The sequence below is a fragment of the Paraburkholderia sp. Ac-20336 genome, from assembly GCF_017105025.1.
Taxonomy (GTDB): domain Bacteria; phylum Pseudomonadota; class Gammaproteobacteria; order Burkholderiales; family Burkholderiaceae; genus Paraburkholderia.
Window position 1 is genome coordinate 1 of sequence record NZ_JAAGPS010000154.1, and the last position, 16,560, is coordinate 16,560.

Consider the following 16,560-nt stretch of genomic DNA (forward strand, 5'->3'; position numbering starts at 1 on the left):
TTCGAGCGCGGGCGTGCCGGGCGTCAGCGCATAGCTGTCTTCGGTGGGCGCGCGCGTCGCCGCGAACTGGCCGACACGCGCCGCGTAGGCGACCTCGGACGCGGCGGAACGCAGCGGTGCCGCGCCGCGTGCGGCAAGGTTCGACAGCCGGCTTACGCGCGTACCCTTGCGGTCGGCAAACACGTAGCCGACCGCGGCCAGATGCTCGTAGGCGATCACGACCGTGTTGCGCGACACGCCCATTTCGGTCGCAAGCAAACGCGACGAAGGCAGCAGCGAGCCGGCCGGCAAACGGCCCGTGAGAATCGCCTGTTGCAAACGCTCGATCAACTGCTTTTGCAGCGACGCCGGTTTGCCCGTGCCCTCGGCGTTCGTCGCATGAACAAGCGGACCTATGATTTCGATCATCGTTGGCTGGACCTATCGAATAAGCGCTTCATGGCTCTTTTGAACATGCCACGTTTGCCGTATCGTACTCCATCATCGACGACTCATTTCATCCGACAAGGAGAGCAGACATGGAACCGAGACTCAACGCGTTCGCGCAGCCGATCGGCGCGCCCGTACCGGGCTGGCAAGGCGCGCAGCCCCCGCGCCGCGAACCGCTGGCGGGCCGCTATTGCCGCATCGAACCGGTCGACGTCGAGCGTCACGCAGCGGACCTGTTCGAGGCCTACAGCTCGGCCGCCGATAGCCGCGACTGGACCTATCTCGCGGTCGGTCCGTTCGACAGTCTCGCAGCGTATCGCGAGCACCTGACGCGCATGGCGGCGTCGGCGGACCCGCGCCATTACGCGCTGATCGATCTCGCGACCGGCAAGGCCGTCGGCACGTTCGCGCTGATGCGCATCGACTCGGCGAACGGCGTGATCGAAGTCGGCCACGTCACGTACTCGCCGCGCGTGAAGCGCACGCGCGGCGCCACCGAAGCGATGTTCCTGCTGATGAGCGAAGTGTTCGACACGCTCGGCTATCGGCGCTTCGAGTGGAAATGCGATTCGCTGAACGAACCGTCGCGCGCGGCCGCGTTGCGCTATGGATTTACGTTCGAGGGCATCTTCCGCCAAGCGATCGTGTATCGCGAACGCAATCGCGATACGGCGTGGTTTTCGATCCTCGATAAAGAATGGCCGCAGTTGCGTGCGTGTTATACGCGCTGGCTCGAAGCGGGCAACTTCGATGCGCAAGGGCAGCAGGTTGCACGGCTCGCGGATCTGATTGCGCAGCAGCGGGCGGTGGGTGGGAAGGACGTTTGATGGGGCGTGGTGGATGGAGTGAACGGCAACGCGTGGCAGGGTAGGGGCGCGCTGTTTTTTGCAGAAAGCTCGCCCTCCTCACGCCATCTCCAGAAACCTCACCAGACACGGATTACGATTCGCCGGCGACCACGCGAGCACCTGCTCGATCAACGGCGCATCGACGAGCGGCCTGAACACCACGCCAGCCAACTGCGCCTTGCGCATCGACGAAGGCACGAGCGCGACGCCCACGCCTTCGTCGACGAGGCTCAGCACCGTCTGCTGCAACTGCACCTCGAAGCGGATGTCCGGCTCGAAGCCGCCCGAGCGGCAATGGTCGAGAATCGTCGCGCGCAGACTCGGCGCGACTTCTTCCGACGCGAGCACGAACGGCTCGCCCGCCAGCTGCCCGATCTTCAGGCGCCGCGCGCGCGCCCGCGGATGGCTGCGCGCAAGCGCCACGCACAGCGGCTCGCTGAGAATCGTGCGCGTTTCGAGTCCCTTGTCGGGCACGTTCGGAAACATGATCGCCGCATCGATCTGACCGGCGTGCAGTTGCTCGGCCAGGTCGTTCGACACCACTTCGCGCAGCTTCAACTCGACCTCGGGATACGCGGCGCCGAACGTGCGCGCGTAGCCAGGCACGACGCTATACGCCGAGCACATCGTGAAGCCGATCGCGAGCTTGCCGGCCTCGCCGTGCGCGGCGGCCTGGGCATTGCTAACCGCCTGCTCCACCGAGGCGAGAATCGCGAGCGCGTCGGCATAAAAGCGCTCGCCGGCAGCAGTCAACGTGACGCTGCGCGGGTTGCGCTCGATCAGCTTCACGCCGAGGCTCGCCTCCAGCGCCGCGAGTTGCCGGCTCAACGGCGGTTGCGACAGATTCAGACGCGCCGCGGCACGGCCGAAATGACGCGTTTCGGCGAGCGTCACGAAGTAGCGCAACGGCTTGATGTCGATCACGATACCCTCGCGGATTAACGATGCAGAAAAGGTATTGCTGAAGCTCGAAAACAGTATTGGATTGTATCAACGTAAACCACTACGCTGGCGGATCGCCCCATTCGCCGTACCCATTCACCGTCGCTCGCCCGGCACTTTTCGCACGATTTTTTACACCGATGTTAGCCACTCTCGAGATTCTGCTTCCCGTTTTCGGCCTGATTTTCGCGGGCTTCGCGTGCCGCCGGCGCGGCGTGCTCGGACCGCACTCCGCTTCCGAACTGAATCGATTCGTGGTGTGGCTCGCGCTGCCGGCGCTGCTCTTCAACACGATGGCGCACGCGACCTGGCAGCAGCTTTATCAGCCGGCCTTCGTCGCGACGTTTTCGATTGCCTGCGTGGCCGTGTTCGTGCTGATCCTCGCGATACGCCTGCTGAAGGGCCGGCACCTCGCCGACGCGAGTGTCGACGCAATTGCGGCCTCGTATCCGAACACCGGCTATATCGGCTTTCCACTCGGCGTGATCGCGTTCGGCCAGGCGAGCCTCACGCCGACCACGATCGCGACGATCCTCGTCGCGTGCGTGCTGTTTGCGTTCGCGATCGTGCTGATCGAAATCGGCCTGCAAACCGAGCGCACGCCGCACAAGCTCGGCCTCAAGGTGCTGCGCTCGCTCGCGCGCAATCCGCTGATCGTCTCGCCGATCGCCGGCGTGCTGTTCGCGAGCCTGCACATCGCAATGCCCGCGAGCGCGGACACGTTCCTGAAGCTGCTCGCCGGCGCGGCGAGCCCGTGCGCGCTCGTGAGCCTCGGCCTCTTTCTCGCCGAAAAACGTCCGTCCGACGCCGGCGCGGGCAGCGTCTCGCTGTGGCTGACCGGCGCCAAGCTGATCGGCCAGCCCGCGCTGACGTGGTGGCTCGCGGCGCGCGTGTTCGGGCTCCCGCCGATGCTGGTCGAAATGGCGGTCGTGCTCGCCGCCTTGCCGACCGGCACCGGGCCGTTCATGCTCGCGGAGTTCTACGAACGTGAAGCGCACATCACGTCGCGCACGATTCTGCTTTCGACGGTGGGCTCGGTGGTGACGTTGTCGCTACTGCTGGCGTTGATGGGACATCGCACCTGAGCGGCGCGCGAAATCAGACTTCCGGCGGCGCGGAGCGTAGTTCCGCAACGGGCGGGCTCATCAGGCCAACGGCAACCCCATCAGGGTCTTCGACGACGGCATATCGCGCCCCCCAGAATGCGTCATAAGGTGCCTGAAGTCCGGTGTAACCGGCGCTGGTCAGATCGGCATACGTGGTGTCGACCGCATCGCGCGATGGGAGCTTGAAGCCGACAACGACTTTGCCGCGGAGATCCTGGCGCCCCTGCCAACCGCTATTCCAGATCCGGGCAAAGCCCACACTGTCGAGATCGAAATCGATTGCCGCATTCCCGTCCTCTCCAACGCCAACGTGATGAGCCCCGCTTGCAGTGCGCCAAACGCGCTGCTCCGGGATATCGACACCTAGCCGACGATAAAACGCGATCGACGCTTCAACATCGCCGCTTACGATGTTGATCTGGTCCAACGTAACATGTTGACGGTTCATTCCCAGTACTCCCAAAGAGTCCGCTTGCGAGTGAGCATAATGTACGGCTGTTGGCGGACCACTTCAAGCATCGCCCTGGCGAGTCCGGTGCGTGAGCAAGGTGTCGTGATGAAATGAAAAAGCCTGCAACCCGGTGAGGATTGCAGGCTTTTTCTATAACTACGCCGACTACGCCAAAAAGTTAGAACGACGTGCGAATACCGACGCGCGCCACCGCCTGGTTCTTCGACGACGATTCGGCATTGTCGCCGATCGCCGCGAACACGTCGTGCCCCGAGGCTTTCTGATAGACGCCCTGCGCGTACAGGTCGGTACGCTTCGAGAGCCGATAGTCGGCCATCAGGCCAAACTGATTGCGGTGCGGCGAATTGCGGACGCCCAAATAGGAAATCGACTCGTCGGTGTAAAGATACATCGCGGCGACATACCATGCGGCCGTGATGTTGTACTTCGCGTTGAATTCGAAGTTGTCGAACTTCACGGTGCTGACGGGCACAGTCGGACGATCGACGATATCGGTGTGCGTGTACACGAGGCCGAGCACCGCGGGTCCGATCGTATAGTTCGCGCCAACACCCGCGACGCGCTGCTCCGCCGACAGATACGGCGAGCCGACGACGGCGCCGCTCGAGTTGGCGCTCGCGCCGTCGATGTCCAGATACGCGGCGGCAACCGACAGCGGCCCGTTCAGATAGCGCGCGCCGAGGCTCCAGGCTCGATTGTCGGCGAAGGCGCCCGCCTGATTACTGAATCCATACAGGCCGCCGAACTGCAATCCCGCGTAATCGGCGCTGCTGTATTTCACCGCATTGTTGATACGGAACGATTCGTTGACGTTGTCGGCATCGAACGGATGCGAGAACAGCGTGCCGCCCCAAGCGCCCGCGGCGGTGAGCGGCGAGACGTAGTCGACGATCGAATCGTATTGCCGCCCGAACGTCAGCGTGCCGAAGCGGTTCGACGCGAGGCCGAGATAGGCCTGACGGCCGAACAATTGTCCGTTCGGCAATGCGCTGCCGTTGTTGATGCTGAAACCGTTTTCGAGTTGAAAGACCGCGCTGAGACCGCCGCCGAGGTCCTCTCTTCCTTTCAGTCCCCAGCGATTGCCGAGTTGCTGGGTGCCGCTCACCAAAGCGTAGGCGGAGTGGCCTCCGATGTTGCTGACGTATTCGAGCCCTTCGTCGATGGAGCCGTAGAGTGCGACGCTGCTCTGCGCATAGGCGCCGCTCGTCAGCAAGCCAAGTGCGGATAAGAAGAGGCCTTTCGCCAAGTTCATTTTTTTCCCCGTGCGCCCTGAATACCGCGTTTTTTAAGTACCTTTTGATGACTCGCGATTCTAGGGTGGGAAGCTTTCGCCAAGATTTCAGGTGTTGTTATTGAGTGTTTTGAACAACGGTCATTTAGCGGACATCGCTTTGCCCCGATAACCGGTTAGTCGGACCCGGCTGCGCCAACCCGCGTCTTGTCCGAAATTCGAAAACCCTTGTCCTGATGCCTTTGCCTGCGTCACTTAGACTAGGCTCCATTCGCTGCACGACGCAGCGCAAACAACCGGAGCAACGCACGATGAAAGCGATCCAGTTCAAATCCTTTGGCAACCCTGAAGTGCTCGAATACGTCGATCTGCCGACGCCGCAGGCCGATGCGCAGCACGCGGTCGTGCGTGTCATGGCGGCCTCGGTCAATCCGAGCGACGTAAAGAACGTGTCGGGACACTTCGAACACACGGCCCTGCCGCGCATACCCGGTCGCGACTTTAGCGGCGTGGTCGTGGATGGCCCGCAGGACTGGCTCGGCGCCGAGGTGTGGGGCACCGGCGGCGACATCGGCTTCACGCGCGACGGCACGCATGCCGAGTTCATCGAGGTGCCGCTCGCGGCGTTGTCGCGCAAGCCTGCCACGCTGAGTCACGCGCAAGCGGCGGCGATCGGCGTGAACTTCGTGGTCGCGTGGCTCGGCACCGTCGAATACGCGCGCGTGCAGGCCGGCGAAACGATTGCCGTGATCGGCGCGGGCGGCGGCGTCGGCGGTGCGGTCGTGCAGATTGCGAAGGCACGCGGCGCGCGCGTGATCGCGCTCGACCGTCGTCCGCTCGATGCGAACACGCCAGCTGGCCGCCTCATCGACGCCTACGTGCCGTTTGACGAACGCGCCACCGAACGCCTGCGCGAACTGACCGGCGGCGCGGGCGCGGACGTGGTCTACGACACGGTTGGCGGCGTCGCGTTCGAAACCGCGCTGAGTCTCGCGAAACGGCGCGGCCGCGTGCTCGAAATCAGCGGCACGGGCAAGCGCCGCGTCGAATTCGATCTGATCGATTTCTATCACAACGAGACACAATTGCTCGGTGTGGACAGCGCGAAGCTCGGCGTCGCGGAATCGGCGCCGCTGATGACGGCGCTCGTCGAAGGCTTCGAAAACGGCAAGCTGAGCGCTCCCGCCATCGCGCAGGAATTCCCGCTCGAACGCGCGCGCGAAGCGTATGAAGCGGTCGCAAGCGGCACGCGCGGCCGCGTCGTGATTCGCATGAACGAGCACTGACGAACCGCTCGCCCCCGCCAACCTTCGCATAGGTACCCGAACCATGAAAGCGTATTTGATCTCGCTCGCCGCCGGTGTGCTGGTCGGGCTGCTCTACAGCGTGCTCGACGTGAAATCGCCCGCGCCGCCGACCGTCGCGCTCGTCGGACTGCTCGGCATGCTCGGTGGCGAACATCTGCTTCCGCTCGTGCGGACGTGGCTCGCGTCGGGTCTGCATTGAAGCGACAGCGCACGCCGGTCGTCACACGCTAAGATTGAGGCCAGCGGACCCGCGCGCCGCCCGGCGACGACCAGCAAAGCGTCGCCTCGGAGAACGGGCGGCAATGGATGCGTTGAGGCCGGCACACTTAGCACGCTTGTTGCGGTACGGGTTGCCGTATTTGCGGCAACGTACGTTGCGCGGTAAGCGCGAAGCAAGCTGCCTTGCAGCGGCGCGCGCTTCAATACATGAGCGTCAAATAAGCTTCAATTCGCCAGCCCGCGCGCACGGTCGAGCAGCAAGTCACGCTCGCGCGCATTGCGTGTCATCGCGGCCGCGCGCTCGAACTCGGCGCGCGCTTCGTCGATACGGCCGAGCTTGACGAGCAGATCGCCGCGCACGCTCGGCAGCCAGTGATAATTCGCGAGCGCCGCATCGGCGGCAAGCGCATCGGCAATCTCGAGGCCGGCCGCAGCGCCGAACGCCATCCCCACCGCCACCGCGCGATTCAACTCGACCACCGGCGACGGCGCGACCTGCGCCAACGCATCGTAGAGCGCAACGATCCGCGCCCAGTCGGTCTCGTCGGCGCGCCGCGCGCGCGCATGACACGCGGCGAGCGCGGCCTGCAACGCATACGGCCCGCTCGCGCCGCCGAGCGCATGCGCGTTCTCCAGCGCAGCGAGTCCGCGGCGGATCAGCAGCGGGTCCCAGCGGCTGCGATCCTGATCGAGCAGCAGCACGGGACGCCCCTGCGCATCGGTGCGCGCGCGCATGCGCGAGGCCTGAATCTCCATCAGCGCGACGAGGCCATGTACCTCGCTTTCGCCGGGCACGAGCCCGCTCAGCACGCGGCCGAGCCGCAGCGCTTCCTCGCATAGCGCGGGACGCATCCAGTCGTCGCCGGCCGTAGCCGAGTAGCCTTCGTTGAAGATCAGATAGATCACCTGCAGCACCGACGCAAGGCGCGCCGCGCGCGCATCGGCCTGCGGCACTTCGAACGGCACGCGTGCCGCCGACAGCGTGCGCTTCGCGCGCACGATCCGCTGCGCGATGGTCGGCTCGGGCACGAGAAAGCCGCGCGCGATTTCCTCGGTGGTCAGGCCGCCGAGCAGGCGCAGCGTGAGCGCGACGCGCGCATCGGTCGAGAGCACCGGATGGCACGCGGTGAAGATGAGCCGCAGCAGATCGTCGCCGATGTCGTCGGCGCGCGCGGCATCGAGCGCATCGACGAAATCGGGCACCACGTGTGCCTCGAACGCGTCGAGGTCGTGGCCCAGCTCCTCGCGCTTGCGCGTATGCAGCGCGTCCTGGCGCAAGCGGTCGAGCGCGCGGTTTTTCGCGGTCGTCATCAGCCAGGCTCCGGGATTGTCGGGCACGCCCGCGTCCGGCCAATGTTCGAGCGCGGCCACCAGCGCATCCTGCGCGAGTTCCTCGGCCAGCCCGACGTCGCGCACGATCCGCGCGACGTGCGCGATGACCTTCGCGGCCTCGATGCGCCACACAGCTTCGATCGCACGATGGGTGGCCTGTATCGTCACGGACTTCGCCTCAAGCCTTAGGCCGCTGCCGGTGGCTGCGCGTTCGGGTCCATGTACGCGAGTTCCCATATATGGCCGTCGAGGTCCTCGAAGCCGTGCCCGTACATGAAGCCGTGGTCCTGCGGCGCGCGCGGCGCGGTGCCGCCCGCGGCCAGCGCCTTCGCGACGAGCGCGTCCACTTCCGCGCGGCTTTCGCACGACAGGCACACGAGCACCTCGGTGCCTGTCTTCGGATCGGCAAGCGGCTTGTGCGTGAAATCCTTGAACATGTTCTTGACGAGCAGCATCGCGAAGATGTTCTCGCCGAGAACCAGACACGCGGCCTGCTCATTGGAAAAGCGCGGTTCGAAGCTTAAGCCGAGCGCACTGAAAAATGCCTTCGAGCGTTCGAGGTCGTCGACCGCGAGATTGATGTAGATCTGCTTGTGCATGATGGCGTCCAGTCGGTAGTCGGAGAGGCTCGTGCGTTCAGCGGCGTTTCAGCGGCGTTTCAGCGCCGCTGTGCTTCCAGTTTGCGGAAGTTGTCTATTTCCGGGCCCGGCTCGAAGTCGTCGAGTTCGAACAGTTGCCGCACTTCGATCTCGCCCTCGGCCTGCTCGCCGAACGGCGCGGGAAAACGCCGCGCCCACTCCATCGCTTCCTCGCGCGAGCGCACCTGGATCAGCGTGTAGCCGGCGATCAGCTCCTTGGTTTCCGCAAACGGCCCGTCGACGACCGTGCGCTGGCCGCCGCTGTAGCGCACGCGCCAGCCTTTCGAACTCGGCTGCAAACCGGTTGCGTCGAGCAGCACGCCGGCTTGGGCCAGCTGTTCGTGGTACGCGCCCATCGCGGCGATCAGCGACGCCTCGGGCATCTCGCCCGCTTCGCTCGCGGCCGTGGCCTTGACCAGGATCATGAATCGCATCGTCGTTGCTCCATTTTTTATGAATGATTGATGTTCTGAGTCGGTCGCGATCCGGCGGCGGCCACACCAAGCCCCAAGCCCCAGGCCGTCCGGGTTCTCTCCTTATTCACACGACGAGCCATGCGCGGCCCGATCGACATCCGCGACAGGGCCCCAGGGAAAGTACTTAAAAGATGCGCGTGCCGCTACTTGAAGCACGGCCCGAGCTGGCGGACCTCGACCGTGCACCACGCGGCGGCCGGGCAGGCCTCGGCGATCGCCAGCGCCTCTTCGCGCGTCTCGCAGTCGAGCAGAAAGAAGCCGCCGATCATTTCCTTCGCCTCGGCGAACGGACCGTCGACGAGCTTCGGCTGGCCGTCGCGCACCTGCACGCGCACGGCATCGCTCTGCGACGTCAGCGATTCGGCCGCGAGCAGCTTGCCGCGCGCCTTCAAGCCCTCGGCGAACTGCACCATCTGGCCGTAGACTTCGCGGCCCGCGGCTTCGCCACGTTCGGCGCGTTGATTCGGGGGTTCGACGATGAGGAGCATATAGGACATGGCGTTTCCAGTTGTCGTCAGGGAGCGTCGGTGGTCGATGCCGAGCGCCGGCGCATACCACGCGCGCGGCGGCGGCAAACAGGCCAAGCCAGTCTAGCAAGCGAGAATGACAGCGGCAAACGCGCGGCAGCGGGGCGCGGGGTTGCCCGCTGCCGCGCGTTTGCGCCGAGCTTTTGCGGACACTCCCTCCGTACACCCGTACGCCCGTACCCGCAGGCAGCCCATCGACAACCTGATAAGCAGCCCGCACAACTCATTTGCATGCGCGACACGCCGACGCCGCTTTGAAGTATTCTCCGGGATCGCTCGAACCCGCGCTAAAACGGCCGCTTCACCATCCCGCCGCCAAACCGCATCACCGCGTGACCGCGATTCGCGGCCTCGCCTCATGCACGGGCATCGCGACAAATCGAACAATCCGAGCCTCAGGGGACTTCATGCACCGACCAACCGTGCGCACCGGCATCGCAGCCGCCATCGCCTTTGTCTTTCTTCAACTCGGCGGTTGCGGCGGAGGCGGCGATGCCGGCTCGGGATCGTCAAGCACGCCGGCCGCGACCGCGACCTCGATAAGCGGCACCGTCGCGGCCGGCACTGCGCTCGTCGGCGCCAGCGTCACGCTGATCGACGCGGCCGGCAAGCAGGCCACCGCCACGACCGACACGCAGGGTGCGTACAGCATCGCGGTCAAGGGCATGACCTTGCCGTTTTTCATTATCGCCAGCGCGCCGGGCGGCCTTGCCGCGCCGCTCGCATCCGTCGTCGCGCGGCTGCCGGCCGGCAGCGCGCCGGCCGTCGCCAACGTCACCACGCTGACCACCGCGCTCGCCGCGATGCTCACGAGTTCGGGCAACCCGTTCGATCTCGCCGCAAGCAGCGCGCTCGCGAAAGTCACGCTGCCCTCCGTGCAGATCGCCACGATCACGCTCGACACGATCCTCGCGAACCTGCTCGCACAGAACGGCATCCAGATGGCCGGCTTCGATCCGGTCGGCACCGCGTTCACGCCGAATCACACGGGCGCCGATGCGGTGATCGATTCGGTCTCGGTCGTGACGAGCGCCAACGGCGGCTCGTCGCTCGTGTCGAACGCGGCGCCGGGCACGGCCGTCGCGCTCGACAACAAGACCGCGCAGGGCACGGTGCTCGCCGCGTCGCCGGTAGCGGCGAACTATCTGGAGCCGCTCGCGGCGCTGCTTACCGCGTGTGCCGCGAGCGGCACGCTCAACGCGTCGTGCGCGCCCGCCATCGACGCCGACTACAAGGAAAGCGGTTCGACCGATCTTGCGATCGCGCACGGCCTGACGGACGCGGTGCTGACCGGTGCGGTGTTCGGTTCGCCGAAGACGCTCGCCTTTTTCGCGCGCAACGGCCAGCAGCTCGCGCTCGTGCAGTTGCCGCTCACGCTGGCGAGCGGCACGCCCGCCGTGCTCTACAGCATCGCGCAGCCAGTCGCCACGCCGGTCGCGCTCGCGAACGGCGCGCAGCTCGGCTGGGACCTGATCGGCGATCAGTCGTCGTTCGCGGTGGCGATCAAGTCGCAAATCGAGCGCCGCACGTTCCTCGATACGCGCCTGAACGACGTGAACCGTTACGAATCCGGGCTCGACATTTCGATCCCGGCCGCCGCGAATCCGAACGTCTATTCGGCGTCGGTCACGGGGCCGGGCCTTGCCGCGCCCGTGTGGCTGATGCCGCGCAGCGCGTCGGGCAGCGGCACGCTCGGTCTTGCCGATAGCATGCTGAGCGCGCCGCCCATCGCGCCCGCGACGACCACAAGCAACACCTCGCTGTACCGCTGGTCGTGGCAGTCGCTCTCGTCGACGGCGAGCTTCACGCCGCCCGCGTCGAGCGGCGACTACGCGGCGCAAGCGCTCGATGCGGGCAGCGTGCCGCTCTATTCGACCTACACCGTGACGTTCTACGACAAAAACGGCGCGCAGCTCGGGCAAGCGGCGGTGATCAATCCGGGCAGTCCGCTCGGCGCGGCGGCCGGCGGCTCGGTCGCCTGGCCGTCGCTGGCGATGAACGACGCGACGACGCAGTTCCTCACGCCGGGCACGCAACTCGCTGCCGCACAGTACGCGCTGAGCGTAACGTGGTCGAGCCTCGTCAACGGGATCAATCCCGCGTATCCGGTCACGTCGGCGCAGATTCAGGCGACCGCGCAGACAACAGCGGGTCTCGAAGCCGTCGACGGTTTCTCGGTCGGCCAGCCGAACAACACGACAGTGGGGCAATATCAGACGACGGTCAGCGCGGGCGTGGATGCATCGGGCACGCAGAGTTGCACGAACTGCCCGTTCCCGGCGCTGGCCACGGGCGGCTCGCGGCTCATCGATCTTGGCGGCGGACGGGACGGCATCGCGTTCCACGACGTTACGCAGTACAACGACTGACGACCAGGGCTGGATGTGTCTCGTCTTGCGCGCGTTTTTGCCTCACGCGCGCCGAATACGAAAAACGCCCCACGTTGGGGCGTTTTTCGTTTTTCGTATGCTGTGTGTCGGTGTGTTGCCGCTCGCTCAGACCGCTTCGGCGAGCGAATGCACCTGCGCGGACCGCATCAGACGTTCAATCATTTTCGCTTCCGCGTTCGCGATTTCGCTCAGCGAGGCCGCCGACAACTGGCCGTCGAAAATCGCCAGCGCGGTACACAGGCGCGCGTAGTCGTCGTCTTCGAGCGACCAGCGGCCGCTTTCGCGCTCGCGCGCGTCGAGCCGCACCATCGCCGCATGCGCGCTTTCGATGTCGGCAAACGCGTCCTCGCCGAGACCAAGCCGCGCCAGTTCCTGCGATATCAGCAGATGCCGGCTCAGTGTCGTATGCGAGCCGCGCGCGCCGTGGCCGCGGCGGAAAGCATCGAGCGCGGCATAGGCTTGCAGCAGCATCGTCTGCGTGACCGGTTCGTGGGCGGTGCGGCTATGGGTCAACGCGCGCAATAACGGGGACATGGCCGACCGGCCGTGCTTGCGAACTCGCGATTTACTGGACATATCGATTCATTCTCCTTCTCACTGCTCCTGCGCGGCCCGATTCCGGTCCGCGCCGGCGGCAAACGCCGCTCTCTCTCATCCGACGCATCTGGCGCCCGTCAGTTCACCACGCAACGCACGAAGCGTTGCTGCGTTGCCCGCCATTGCCTGACCGTAGCGCAGAATGCAATGCCCGCATATCGGTTCGAACCCGCCGGAAACAAGTCGGGCAATCCACGATGACGAAAAAAAACCCTGTTCCGCGAGGAACAGGGCTGACAGGATGGAACCGTCGTACATGTGCGTGGAGCCTGCCGACTTCTAACCACCAAACCTGCAAAGCTGTTGCTACGTGTACTGCTACCGCGATGACTGCTGCGTCAAACATTGTTTGAAACATTCGCTTCAACCCGCTACTTTACGGCGACTGCAATTTCTACCGTATGCGCGGGTACTGCTACTGCATACAGCCGGCCCCTCGTTTTTAACTGCGCCTGGCCGCCCCCTGCTGATTCGCGCCTGTTTTTCTGGGTGGATTGCGCGGTGTGTTCACTGCCTCTACTGCGGTGCGTCTACTGCGTACTACCCATGCAACTGCTCACTGCGAACTGCCACTGCCCTGCTGCTCGCCGCGCTCGACTGCCACGGCGTACGGCCATCAACGGTACGGTTCAAACACGACGCAGAAGAAGAGTGCGTCGATGGGCTCGGTGATTTGTCGCTCCATGGAAAACAGTGTAGGCGAGCACATACGGAAGCAATTGCGCGAAGCGAGGGGCATTGGCGGGTTAATTTGCCGAATCGATGTAACAACGGGACTTTGGTCAGACGTAAGTGGAGGGAACGTGCGGGCATTTTTTCTTGTAGCGCTCGCGGTGATACGTTTGCGCCCGTCCGCAAACATCTTCTATCGCCGGAACGCACGCCTCGCGCGTGACGGCTCGTTCGAGCGCCGGATGTCCGCGTTGCATGACAAAGTGGCAAGGCCGGGATGATCGCGTGGTAAAAAGACGCGGCCGGCGCGACAATTCTTATTCGCGCTCCATGCGCCGAAACGCGCCCGAACGCGCCGAAAAAATTGCCGATATGTCCGCCCGATTCACAGCAGAACGATCCAGCCTGAGCCTGCGTCCCGCGCTCCCCGACGACGAAGCGTTTCTGCTCGCGCTACGCAAGGCCACGATGACCGAGCATCTCGACCGAGCCGGCGAACCGACCGACGCCCATCGCGCGCGCCTGCTGCATCGCTACGAGGTGGCGCAGGTGATCTGCATCGACGGCGCGCCTGCGGGTCTGCTCAAGGCGTATCGCAGCGACAACGGATGGTTCGTCGAACAATTGCAGATCGCACCGGCGTTGCAAGGACGCGGCATCGGCGGGCAGGTGCTGCGCATCGTGCTGCGCGCCGCCGAGGCCGATGCGCTGCCGGTCACATTGCACGTACTCAAGGGCAATCGCGCGAAACGGCTGTACGAGCGCCTCGGCTTCGAGACCGTCGGCGAGGATGAGACCCAGTTTCACATGCGCCTCGCACCGCGCGCCGCGGCGGAAAGCGAAGCAGAATGAATGTCGGATAAAGACAGGTACAGCATGAACACCGATACGATCTTTCGTGATTCGTCAGCTATCGAAAGCTGGCACGCACACATCTATTTCGATGCGGCAAGCCGCGACGCCGCATGGACGTTACGCGAGCAGATCGCGGCACACTGGGGCGACAAGCTGCAGATCGGCCGCTTTCACGAACGGCCGGTCGGCCCGCATCCGATGTGGTCGTATCAGCTCGCGTTCACGCAGGCGCAGTTCGGCGACGTGGTCGGCTGGCTCACGCTCAATCACGGCGCGCTCGACGTGTTTCTGCATCCGAATACCGGCGATGCCTTGCGCGATCATCGTGATGCGGCGGTGTGGATTGGCCGGTCGTATCAACTGGTGTTGAAGGCGTTGATGTAGGCGGGGCGCTCGATATCGTTCGAGGAAGGCGGGCGACGCGTTATTGCGTCATGGTGTCATTGCGTTATCGTGCCCGCTTGCATGTTCGCTTACATGTTCGAATACGAGCTACACCAGCCACGCGACGCGACCTGCTTGTCGCCGAACAACGTGCAGCCGCCGTACGTATCCGACGCCTTGCCCTGGAATAGCGAACACGTCGCGCACGATTGCCCGGCCGCGAAGTTCGGGAATTTCGCCTTATCGACTTTCGATGCGTCCTCGGTATAGCCGACCGCCTTCGCTTGCGGATCGGATTCGCTCAGCATATTGGCCGGGCTGGCCGCGAAAGCGGTGCGGGACAGTGCGAGCGCTGAACCCGCGCTGACGCTCAACAAAAGAAAATGACGGCGTGATGTTTTTTTCATTTCCGTATGGCTCTGAATGGGTTTCGGATGGGGACTCGTGTGGGGTGGCGCGGGACCATGTTCGACGCAATTGGCAGGTTCGCGGTCGATCGCGGCGAGCGTTGCGCGGTATGCGTTCGTTGAAGAAGGTAACGACAGACGAATATATATCACGCATGGAGCGAGGCCATGCGGTGGGTTGACTTGGACCCGCTGCTTTTATGGTCGGATCGGATCAGGCCAGTCGTTCCGGGCGATATTCGCCGGACCACATCCAGCGTACTTCGGCAGGTGGCATGTCGAGTCGTAGGTGTGGCTTGAACCTGTCGCCAGCTCGTACCACCGCCTTGCCGACTATTCCGGCTTGCGTCCAGCTTTCCCATAGGCCTGTTTCAGGACACACCATGCCGGTGCGCAAATCCATCATGCCGTACTTCTGGCGCTTGGCGAGGTGGCGTTGTTCCAGTTCTTCGGGTGTCAGATAGTGACGGCTGATGCCGAGGTTACGTAAATCAACGGCCTTTCGTACTTTCGAAAGCTTCGCCTCTCCGCCACCCTGATCTCTCCATTCGCCCAGATAGCCGAGACCCACATACACATCAAAAAGCGAATCTGGCGGCATTGGAAGACGATAGTTGAACCCGAAGAAATTCTCGGGGTAAAACCTTGATGCATCGGCGACTCCGACTGGTACGAAAAAGTCTCCCTGTTCGATGCGTACACCGTCTATCGATTCGCCCCGGACCAGACGGTGCAGACCCAGGCTTTCGAAGCGTTCGTAGGGTATGTTTGTGTGAATGTCATCGCTGATCTTGATGGCAAAGGAATCGATACAGGGTTTTCCATCGACTAGCTTGAGCTTGTTGTAGATGAAGTAAATCGACATCACACCTTCCTGGTAATACGCGTATTTAACCAGGTCTATCTGTTCCGACTGATATTGCGGTTTGCCAAGGCGCCGTGTTACGTCATCGAACGTGATTTGCCCTGCGATCCATTGCAGGCCGATTTCTGTGAAGCGCAACAGTTGTTCCTGCTCCCGAGCGGACATGGGTTTGGGAATGTCCTGCAAGTCACTTCCCGTCGCTGAAGGCAGAATGGTCTGCGCTTGAAGAGTCGGGATGCTCATGAACAAAAACACAAGGAACACTGCACTCATTTTCCGCATGCGTGTAAAGCCCGTAATGGCCGGCTTGCATGAAATAGCAACCAGCCATATCTCCACAGTAAAATTGGACACACCGCGATTTATGGATCGGATCAAGCCAATCGCTCCGGACGATACTCACTGGCCCACATCCAGCGCACGTCAGCAGGCGGCATGTCGAGTCGTAGATATGGCTTGAACCTGTCGCCAGCTCGTACCACCGCCTTGCCGACTATTCCGGCTTGCGTCCAGCTTTCCCATAGGCCTGTTTCAGGACACGCCATGCCGGTGCGCAGGTTCATCATGCCGTACTTCTGGCGTTTGGCGAGGTAACGCTGCTCAAGTTGCTCCGGCGTTAAATACCAGCGGGTGATCTTGATACTGCGCAGGTCGCGCGGGTTTTGCAGGCTTCGGAATTCGGGACCGTCGTGTCCGTATTTTCCTTTATATGTCACTGTGACATACACGTCGTATAGGGAATCAGGTGGTAGTAGTTGACGATAGACAAAATCGACAGTGTCGGGGTCACCCCCAATGATTACGCCTCGAGGTGAAAAGTAGGAGCTTCGCTCGTTACGCACACCGTCAATCGATTCGCCTCT

The 16,560-nt window shown here is 63.6% G+C and carries 19 protein-coding genes and 1 pseudogene; 7 read left to right on the forward strand and 13 right to left on the reverse strand.

The genetic code is table 11. The features are described from left to right. A partial coding sequence (locus GXB81_RS27375) for a winged helix-turn-helix domain-containing protein (RefSeq protein WP_205990827.1) occupies positions 1 to 408 on the reverse strand: 408 nt, incomplete at its 3' end. A 110-nt stretch (positions 409 to 518) separates the two neighbouring features. On the opposite strand from GXB81_RS27375, the gene GXB81_RS27380 reads away from it, so the two are divergent. Continuing rightward, positions 519 to 1,256 (forward strand): GNAT family protein, encoded by a 738-nt coding sequence (locus GXB81_RS27380; RefSeq protein ID WP_205990828.1) that lies wholly within the window; start codon positions 519 to 521, stop codon positions 1,254 to 1,256. 78 nt (positions 1,257 to 1,334) lie between these two features. On the opposite strand, the gene GXB81_RS27385 is transcribed toward GXB81_RS27380, so the two are convergent. Next, positions 1,335 to 2,201, reverse strand: a complete 867-nt coding sequence (locus tag GXB81_RS27385; RefSeq protein ID WP_167038728.1) for a LysR family transcriptional regulator — start codon at positions 2,199 to 2,201, stop codon at positions 1,335 to 1,337. A 158-nt stretch (positions 2,202 to 2,359) separates the two neighbouring features. On the opposite strand from GXB81_RS27385, the gene GXB81_RS27390 reads away from it, so the two are divergent. Beyond that, complete coding sequence (locus tag GXB81_RS27390) at positions 2,360 to 3,304, forward strand: AEC family transporter (RefSeq protein ID WP_205990829.1); 945 nt, start codon at positions 2,360 to 2,362, stop codon at positions 3,302 to 3,304. Positions 3,305 to 3,317: 13 nt separating this feature from the next. Here the strand turns inward: GXB81_RS27390 and GXB81_RS27395 are convergent, their stop codons facing one another. After that, a complete protein-coding gene (locus GXB81_RS27395; protein WP_205990830.1) occupies positions 3,318 to 3,773 on the reverse strand; it encodes a VOC family protein in 456 nt (151 codons plus the stop codon). Positions 3,774 to 3,954: 181 nt separating this feature from the next. Beyond that, positions 3,955 to 5,049, reverse strand: a complete 1,095-nt coding sequence (locus tag GXB81_RS27400) for a porin (protein WP_205990831.1) — start codon at positions 5,047 to 5,049, stop codon at positions 3,955 to 3,957. A 290-nt stretch (positions 5,050 to 5,339) separates the two neighbouring features. Here GXB81_RS27400 and GXB81_RS27405 point away from each other — a divergent pair, with 290 nt between their 5' ends. Both GXB81_RS27405 and GXB81_RS27410 read left to right on the forward strand, forming a co-directional pair. Then, a complete protein-coding gene (locus GXB81_RS27405; protein WP_205990832.1) occupies positions 5,340 to 6,314 on the forward strand; it encodes a zinc-binding alcohol dehydrogenase family protein in 975 nt (324 codons plus the stop codon). Between the two features lie 43 nt (positions 6,315 to 6,357). Beyond that, on the forward strand, positions 6,358 to 6,534 hold the full coding sequence (locus GXB81_RS27410) for a DUF1427 family protein (RefSeq protein WP_167038738.1): 177 nt from the start codon (positions 6,358 to 6,360) through the stop codon (positions 6,532 to 6,534). A 245-nt stretch (positions 6,535 to 6,779) separates the two neighbouring features. On the opposite strand, the gene GXB81_RS27415 is transcribed toward GXB81_RS27410, so the two are convergent. The 4 genes from GXB81_RS27415 to GXB81_RS27430 form a co-directional block, all read right to left on the reverse strand. Continuing rightward, positions 6,780 to 8,054, reverse strand: a complete 1,275-nt coding sequence (locus GXB81_RS27415) for an RNA polymerase sigma factor (RefSeq protein ID WP_205990833.1) — start codon at positions 8,052 to 8,054, stop codon at positions 6,780 to 6,782. Between the two features lie 17 nt (positions 8,055 to 8,071). After that, positions 8,072 to 8,485, reverse strand: coding sequence for a VOC family protein (locus GXB81_RS27420; RefSeq protein ID WP_167038742.1), 414 nt, complete (start codon positions 8,483 to 8,485; stop codon positions 8,072 to 8,074). Positions 8,486 to 8,544: 59 nt separating this feature from the next. Next, complete coding sequence (locus tag GXB81_RS27425; protein WP_205990834.1) at positions 8,545 to 8,958, reverse strand: YciI family protein; 414 nt, start codon at positions 8,956 to 8,958, stop codon at positions 8,545 to 8,547. A 185-nt stretch (positions 8,959 to 9,143) separates the two neighbouring features. Next, positions 9,144 to 9,497: a YciI family protein gene (locus GXB81_RS27430; protein WP_167038746.1), complete on the reverse strand. Its 354-nt coding sequence runs from the start codon at positions 9,495 to 9,497 to the stop codon at positions 9,144 to 9,146. 437 nt (positions 9,498 to 9,934) lie between these two features. Here GXB81_RS27430 and GXB81_RS27435 point away from each other — a divergent pair, with 437 nt between their 5' ends. Next, on the forward strand, positions 9,935 to 11,896 hold the full coding sequence (locus GXB81_RS27435) for a carboxypeptidase-like regulatory domain-containing protein (protein ID WP_205990835.1): 1,962 nt from the start codon (positions 9,935 to 9,937) through the stop codon (positions 11,894 to 11,896). Positions 11,897 to 12,022: 126 nt separating this feature from the next. Here the strand turns inward: GXB81_RS27435 and GXB81_RS27440 are convergent, their stop codons facing one another. Beyond that, entirely contained in the window at positions 12,023 to 12,493 is a 471-nt protein-coding gene (locus tag GXB81_RS27440; protein ID WP_205990836.1) for a hypothetical protein, read from the reverse strand. A gap of 75 nt (positions 12,494 to 12,568) precedes the next feature. Then, a complete protein-coding gene (locus GXB81_RS27445; RefSeq protein WP_205990837.1) occupies positions 12,569 to 12,772 on the reverse strand; it encodes a hypothetical protein in 204 nt (67 codons plus the stop codon). A gap of 786 nt (positions 12,773 to 13,558) precedes the next feature. On the opposite strand from GXB81_RS27445, the gene GXB81_RS27450 reads away from it, so the two are divergent. Together GXB81_RS27450 and GXB81_RS27455 are read left to right on the forward strand one after the other, a co-directional pair. Further along, complete coding sequence (locus GXB81_RS27450; RefSeq protein ID WP_205990838.1) at positions 13,559 to 14,038, forward strand: GNAT family N-acetyltransferase; 480 nt, start codon at positions 13,559 to 13,561, stop codon at positions 14,036 to 14,038. A gap of 24 nt (positions 14,039 to 14,062) precedes the next feature. Next, positions 14,063 to 14,425, forward strand: coding sequence for a DOPA 4,5-dioxygenase family protein (locus tag GXB81_RS27455; RefSeq protein WP_167282426.1), 363 nt, complete (start codon positions 14,063 to 14,065; stop codon positions 14,423 to 14,425). Between the two features lie 89 nt (positions 14,426 to 14,514). On the opposite strand, the gene GXB81_RS27460 is transcribed toward GXB81_RS27455, so the two are convergent. The 3 genes and pseudogenes from GXB81_RS27460 to GXB81_RS27470 form a co-directional block, all read right to left on the reverse strand. Next, on the reverse strand, positions 14,515 to 14,832 hold the full coding sequence (locus tag GXB81_RS27460; RefSeq protein ID WP_167038756.1) for a high-potential iron-sulfur protein: 318 nt from the start codon (positions 14,830 to 14,832) through the stop codon (positions 14,515 to 14,517). A gap of 214 nt (positions 14,833 to 15,046) precedes the next feature. Then, positions 15,047 to 15,970 carry a hypothetical protein gene (locus tag GXB81_RS27465; protein WP_205990839.1) on the reverse strand — a complete coding sequence of 308 codons (924 nt, stop codon included), beginning with the start codon at positions 15,968 to 15,970 and terminating at the stop codon, positions 15,047 to 15,049. A gap of 101 nt (positions 15,971 to 16,071) precedes the next feature. Next, positions 16,072 to 16,560, reverse strand: a pseudogene (locus tag GXB81_RS27470) (hypothetical protein); the annotation flags it as partial.

Excerpts from the sequence above, each read along its gene's own strand:
- GXB81_RS27420 (WP_167038742.1), bottom strand. The coding sequence starts at position 8,485 with ATGCACAAGCAGATCTACATCAATCTCGCGGTCGACGACCTCGAACGC.
- GXB81_RS27460 (WP_167038756.1), bottom strand. The coding sequence starts at position 14,832 with ATGAAAAAAACATCACGCCGTCATTTTCTTTTGTTGAGCGTCAGCGCG.
- GXB81_RS27430 (WP_167038746.1), bottom strand. The coding sequence starts at position 9,497 with ATGTCCTATATGCTCCTCATCGTCGAACCCCCGAATCAACGCGCCGAA.
- GXB81_RS27435 (WP_205990835.1), top strand. The coding sequence starts at position 9,935 with ATGCACCGACCAACCGTGCGCACCGGCATCGCAGCCGCCATCGCCTTT.
- GXB81_RS27390 (WP_205990829.1), top strand. The coding sequence starts at position 2,360 with ATGTTAGCCACTCTCGAGATTCTGCTTCCCGTTTTCGGCCTGATTTTC.
- GXB81_RS27410 (WP_167038738.1), top strand. The coding sequence starts at position 6,358 with ATGAAAGCGTATTTGATCTCGCTCGCCGCCGGTGTGCTGGTCGGGCTG.
- GXB81_RS27380 (WP_205990828.1), top strand. The coding sequence starts at position 519 with ATGGAACCGAGACTCAACGCGTTCGCGCAGCCGATCGGCGCGCCCGTA.
- GXB81_RS27450 (WP_205990838.1), top strand. The coding sequence starts at position 13,559 with ATGTCCGCCCGATTCACAGCAGAACGATCCAGCCTGAGCCTGCGTCCC.
- GXB81_RS27445 (WP_205990837.1), bottom strand. The coding sequence starts at position 12,772 with ATGTACGACGGTTCCATCCTGTCAGCCCTGTTCCTCGCGGAACAGGGT.
- GXB81_RS27440 (WP_205990836.1), bottom strand. The coding sequence starts at position 12,493 with ATGTCCAGTAAATCGCGAGTTCGCAAGCACGGCCGGTCGGCCATGTCC.
- GXB81_RS27405 (WP_205990832.1), top strand. The coding sequence starts at position 5,340 with ATGAAAGCGATCCAGTTCAAATCCTTTGGCAACCCTGAAGTGCTCGAA.
- GXB81_RS27425 (WP_205990834.1), bottom strand. The coding sequence starts at position 8,958 with ATGCGATTCATGATCCTGGTCAAGGCCACGGCCGCGAGCGAAGCGGGC.
- GXB81_RS27400 (WP_205990831.1), bottom strand. The coding sequence starts at position 5,049 with ATGAACTTGGCGAAAGGCCTCTTCTTATCCGCACTTGGCTTGCTGACG.
- GXB81_RS27455 (WP_167282426.1), top strand. The coding sequence starts at position 14,063 with ATGAACACCGATACGATCTTTCGTGATTCGTCAGCTATCGAAAGCTGG.
- GXB81_RS27465 (WP_205990839.1), bottom strand. The coding sequence starts at position 15,970 with ATGAGTGCAGTGTTCCTTGTGTTTTTGTTCATGAGCATCCCGACTCTT.
- GXB81_RS27395 (WP_205990830.1), bottom strand. The coding sequence starts at position 3,773 with ATGAACCGTCAACATGTTACGTTGGACCAGATCAACATCGTAAGCGGC.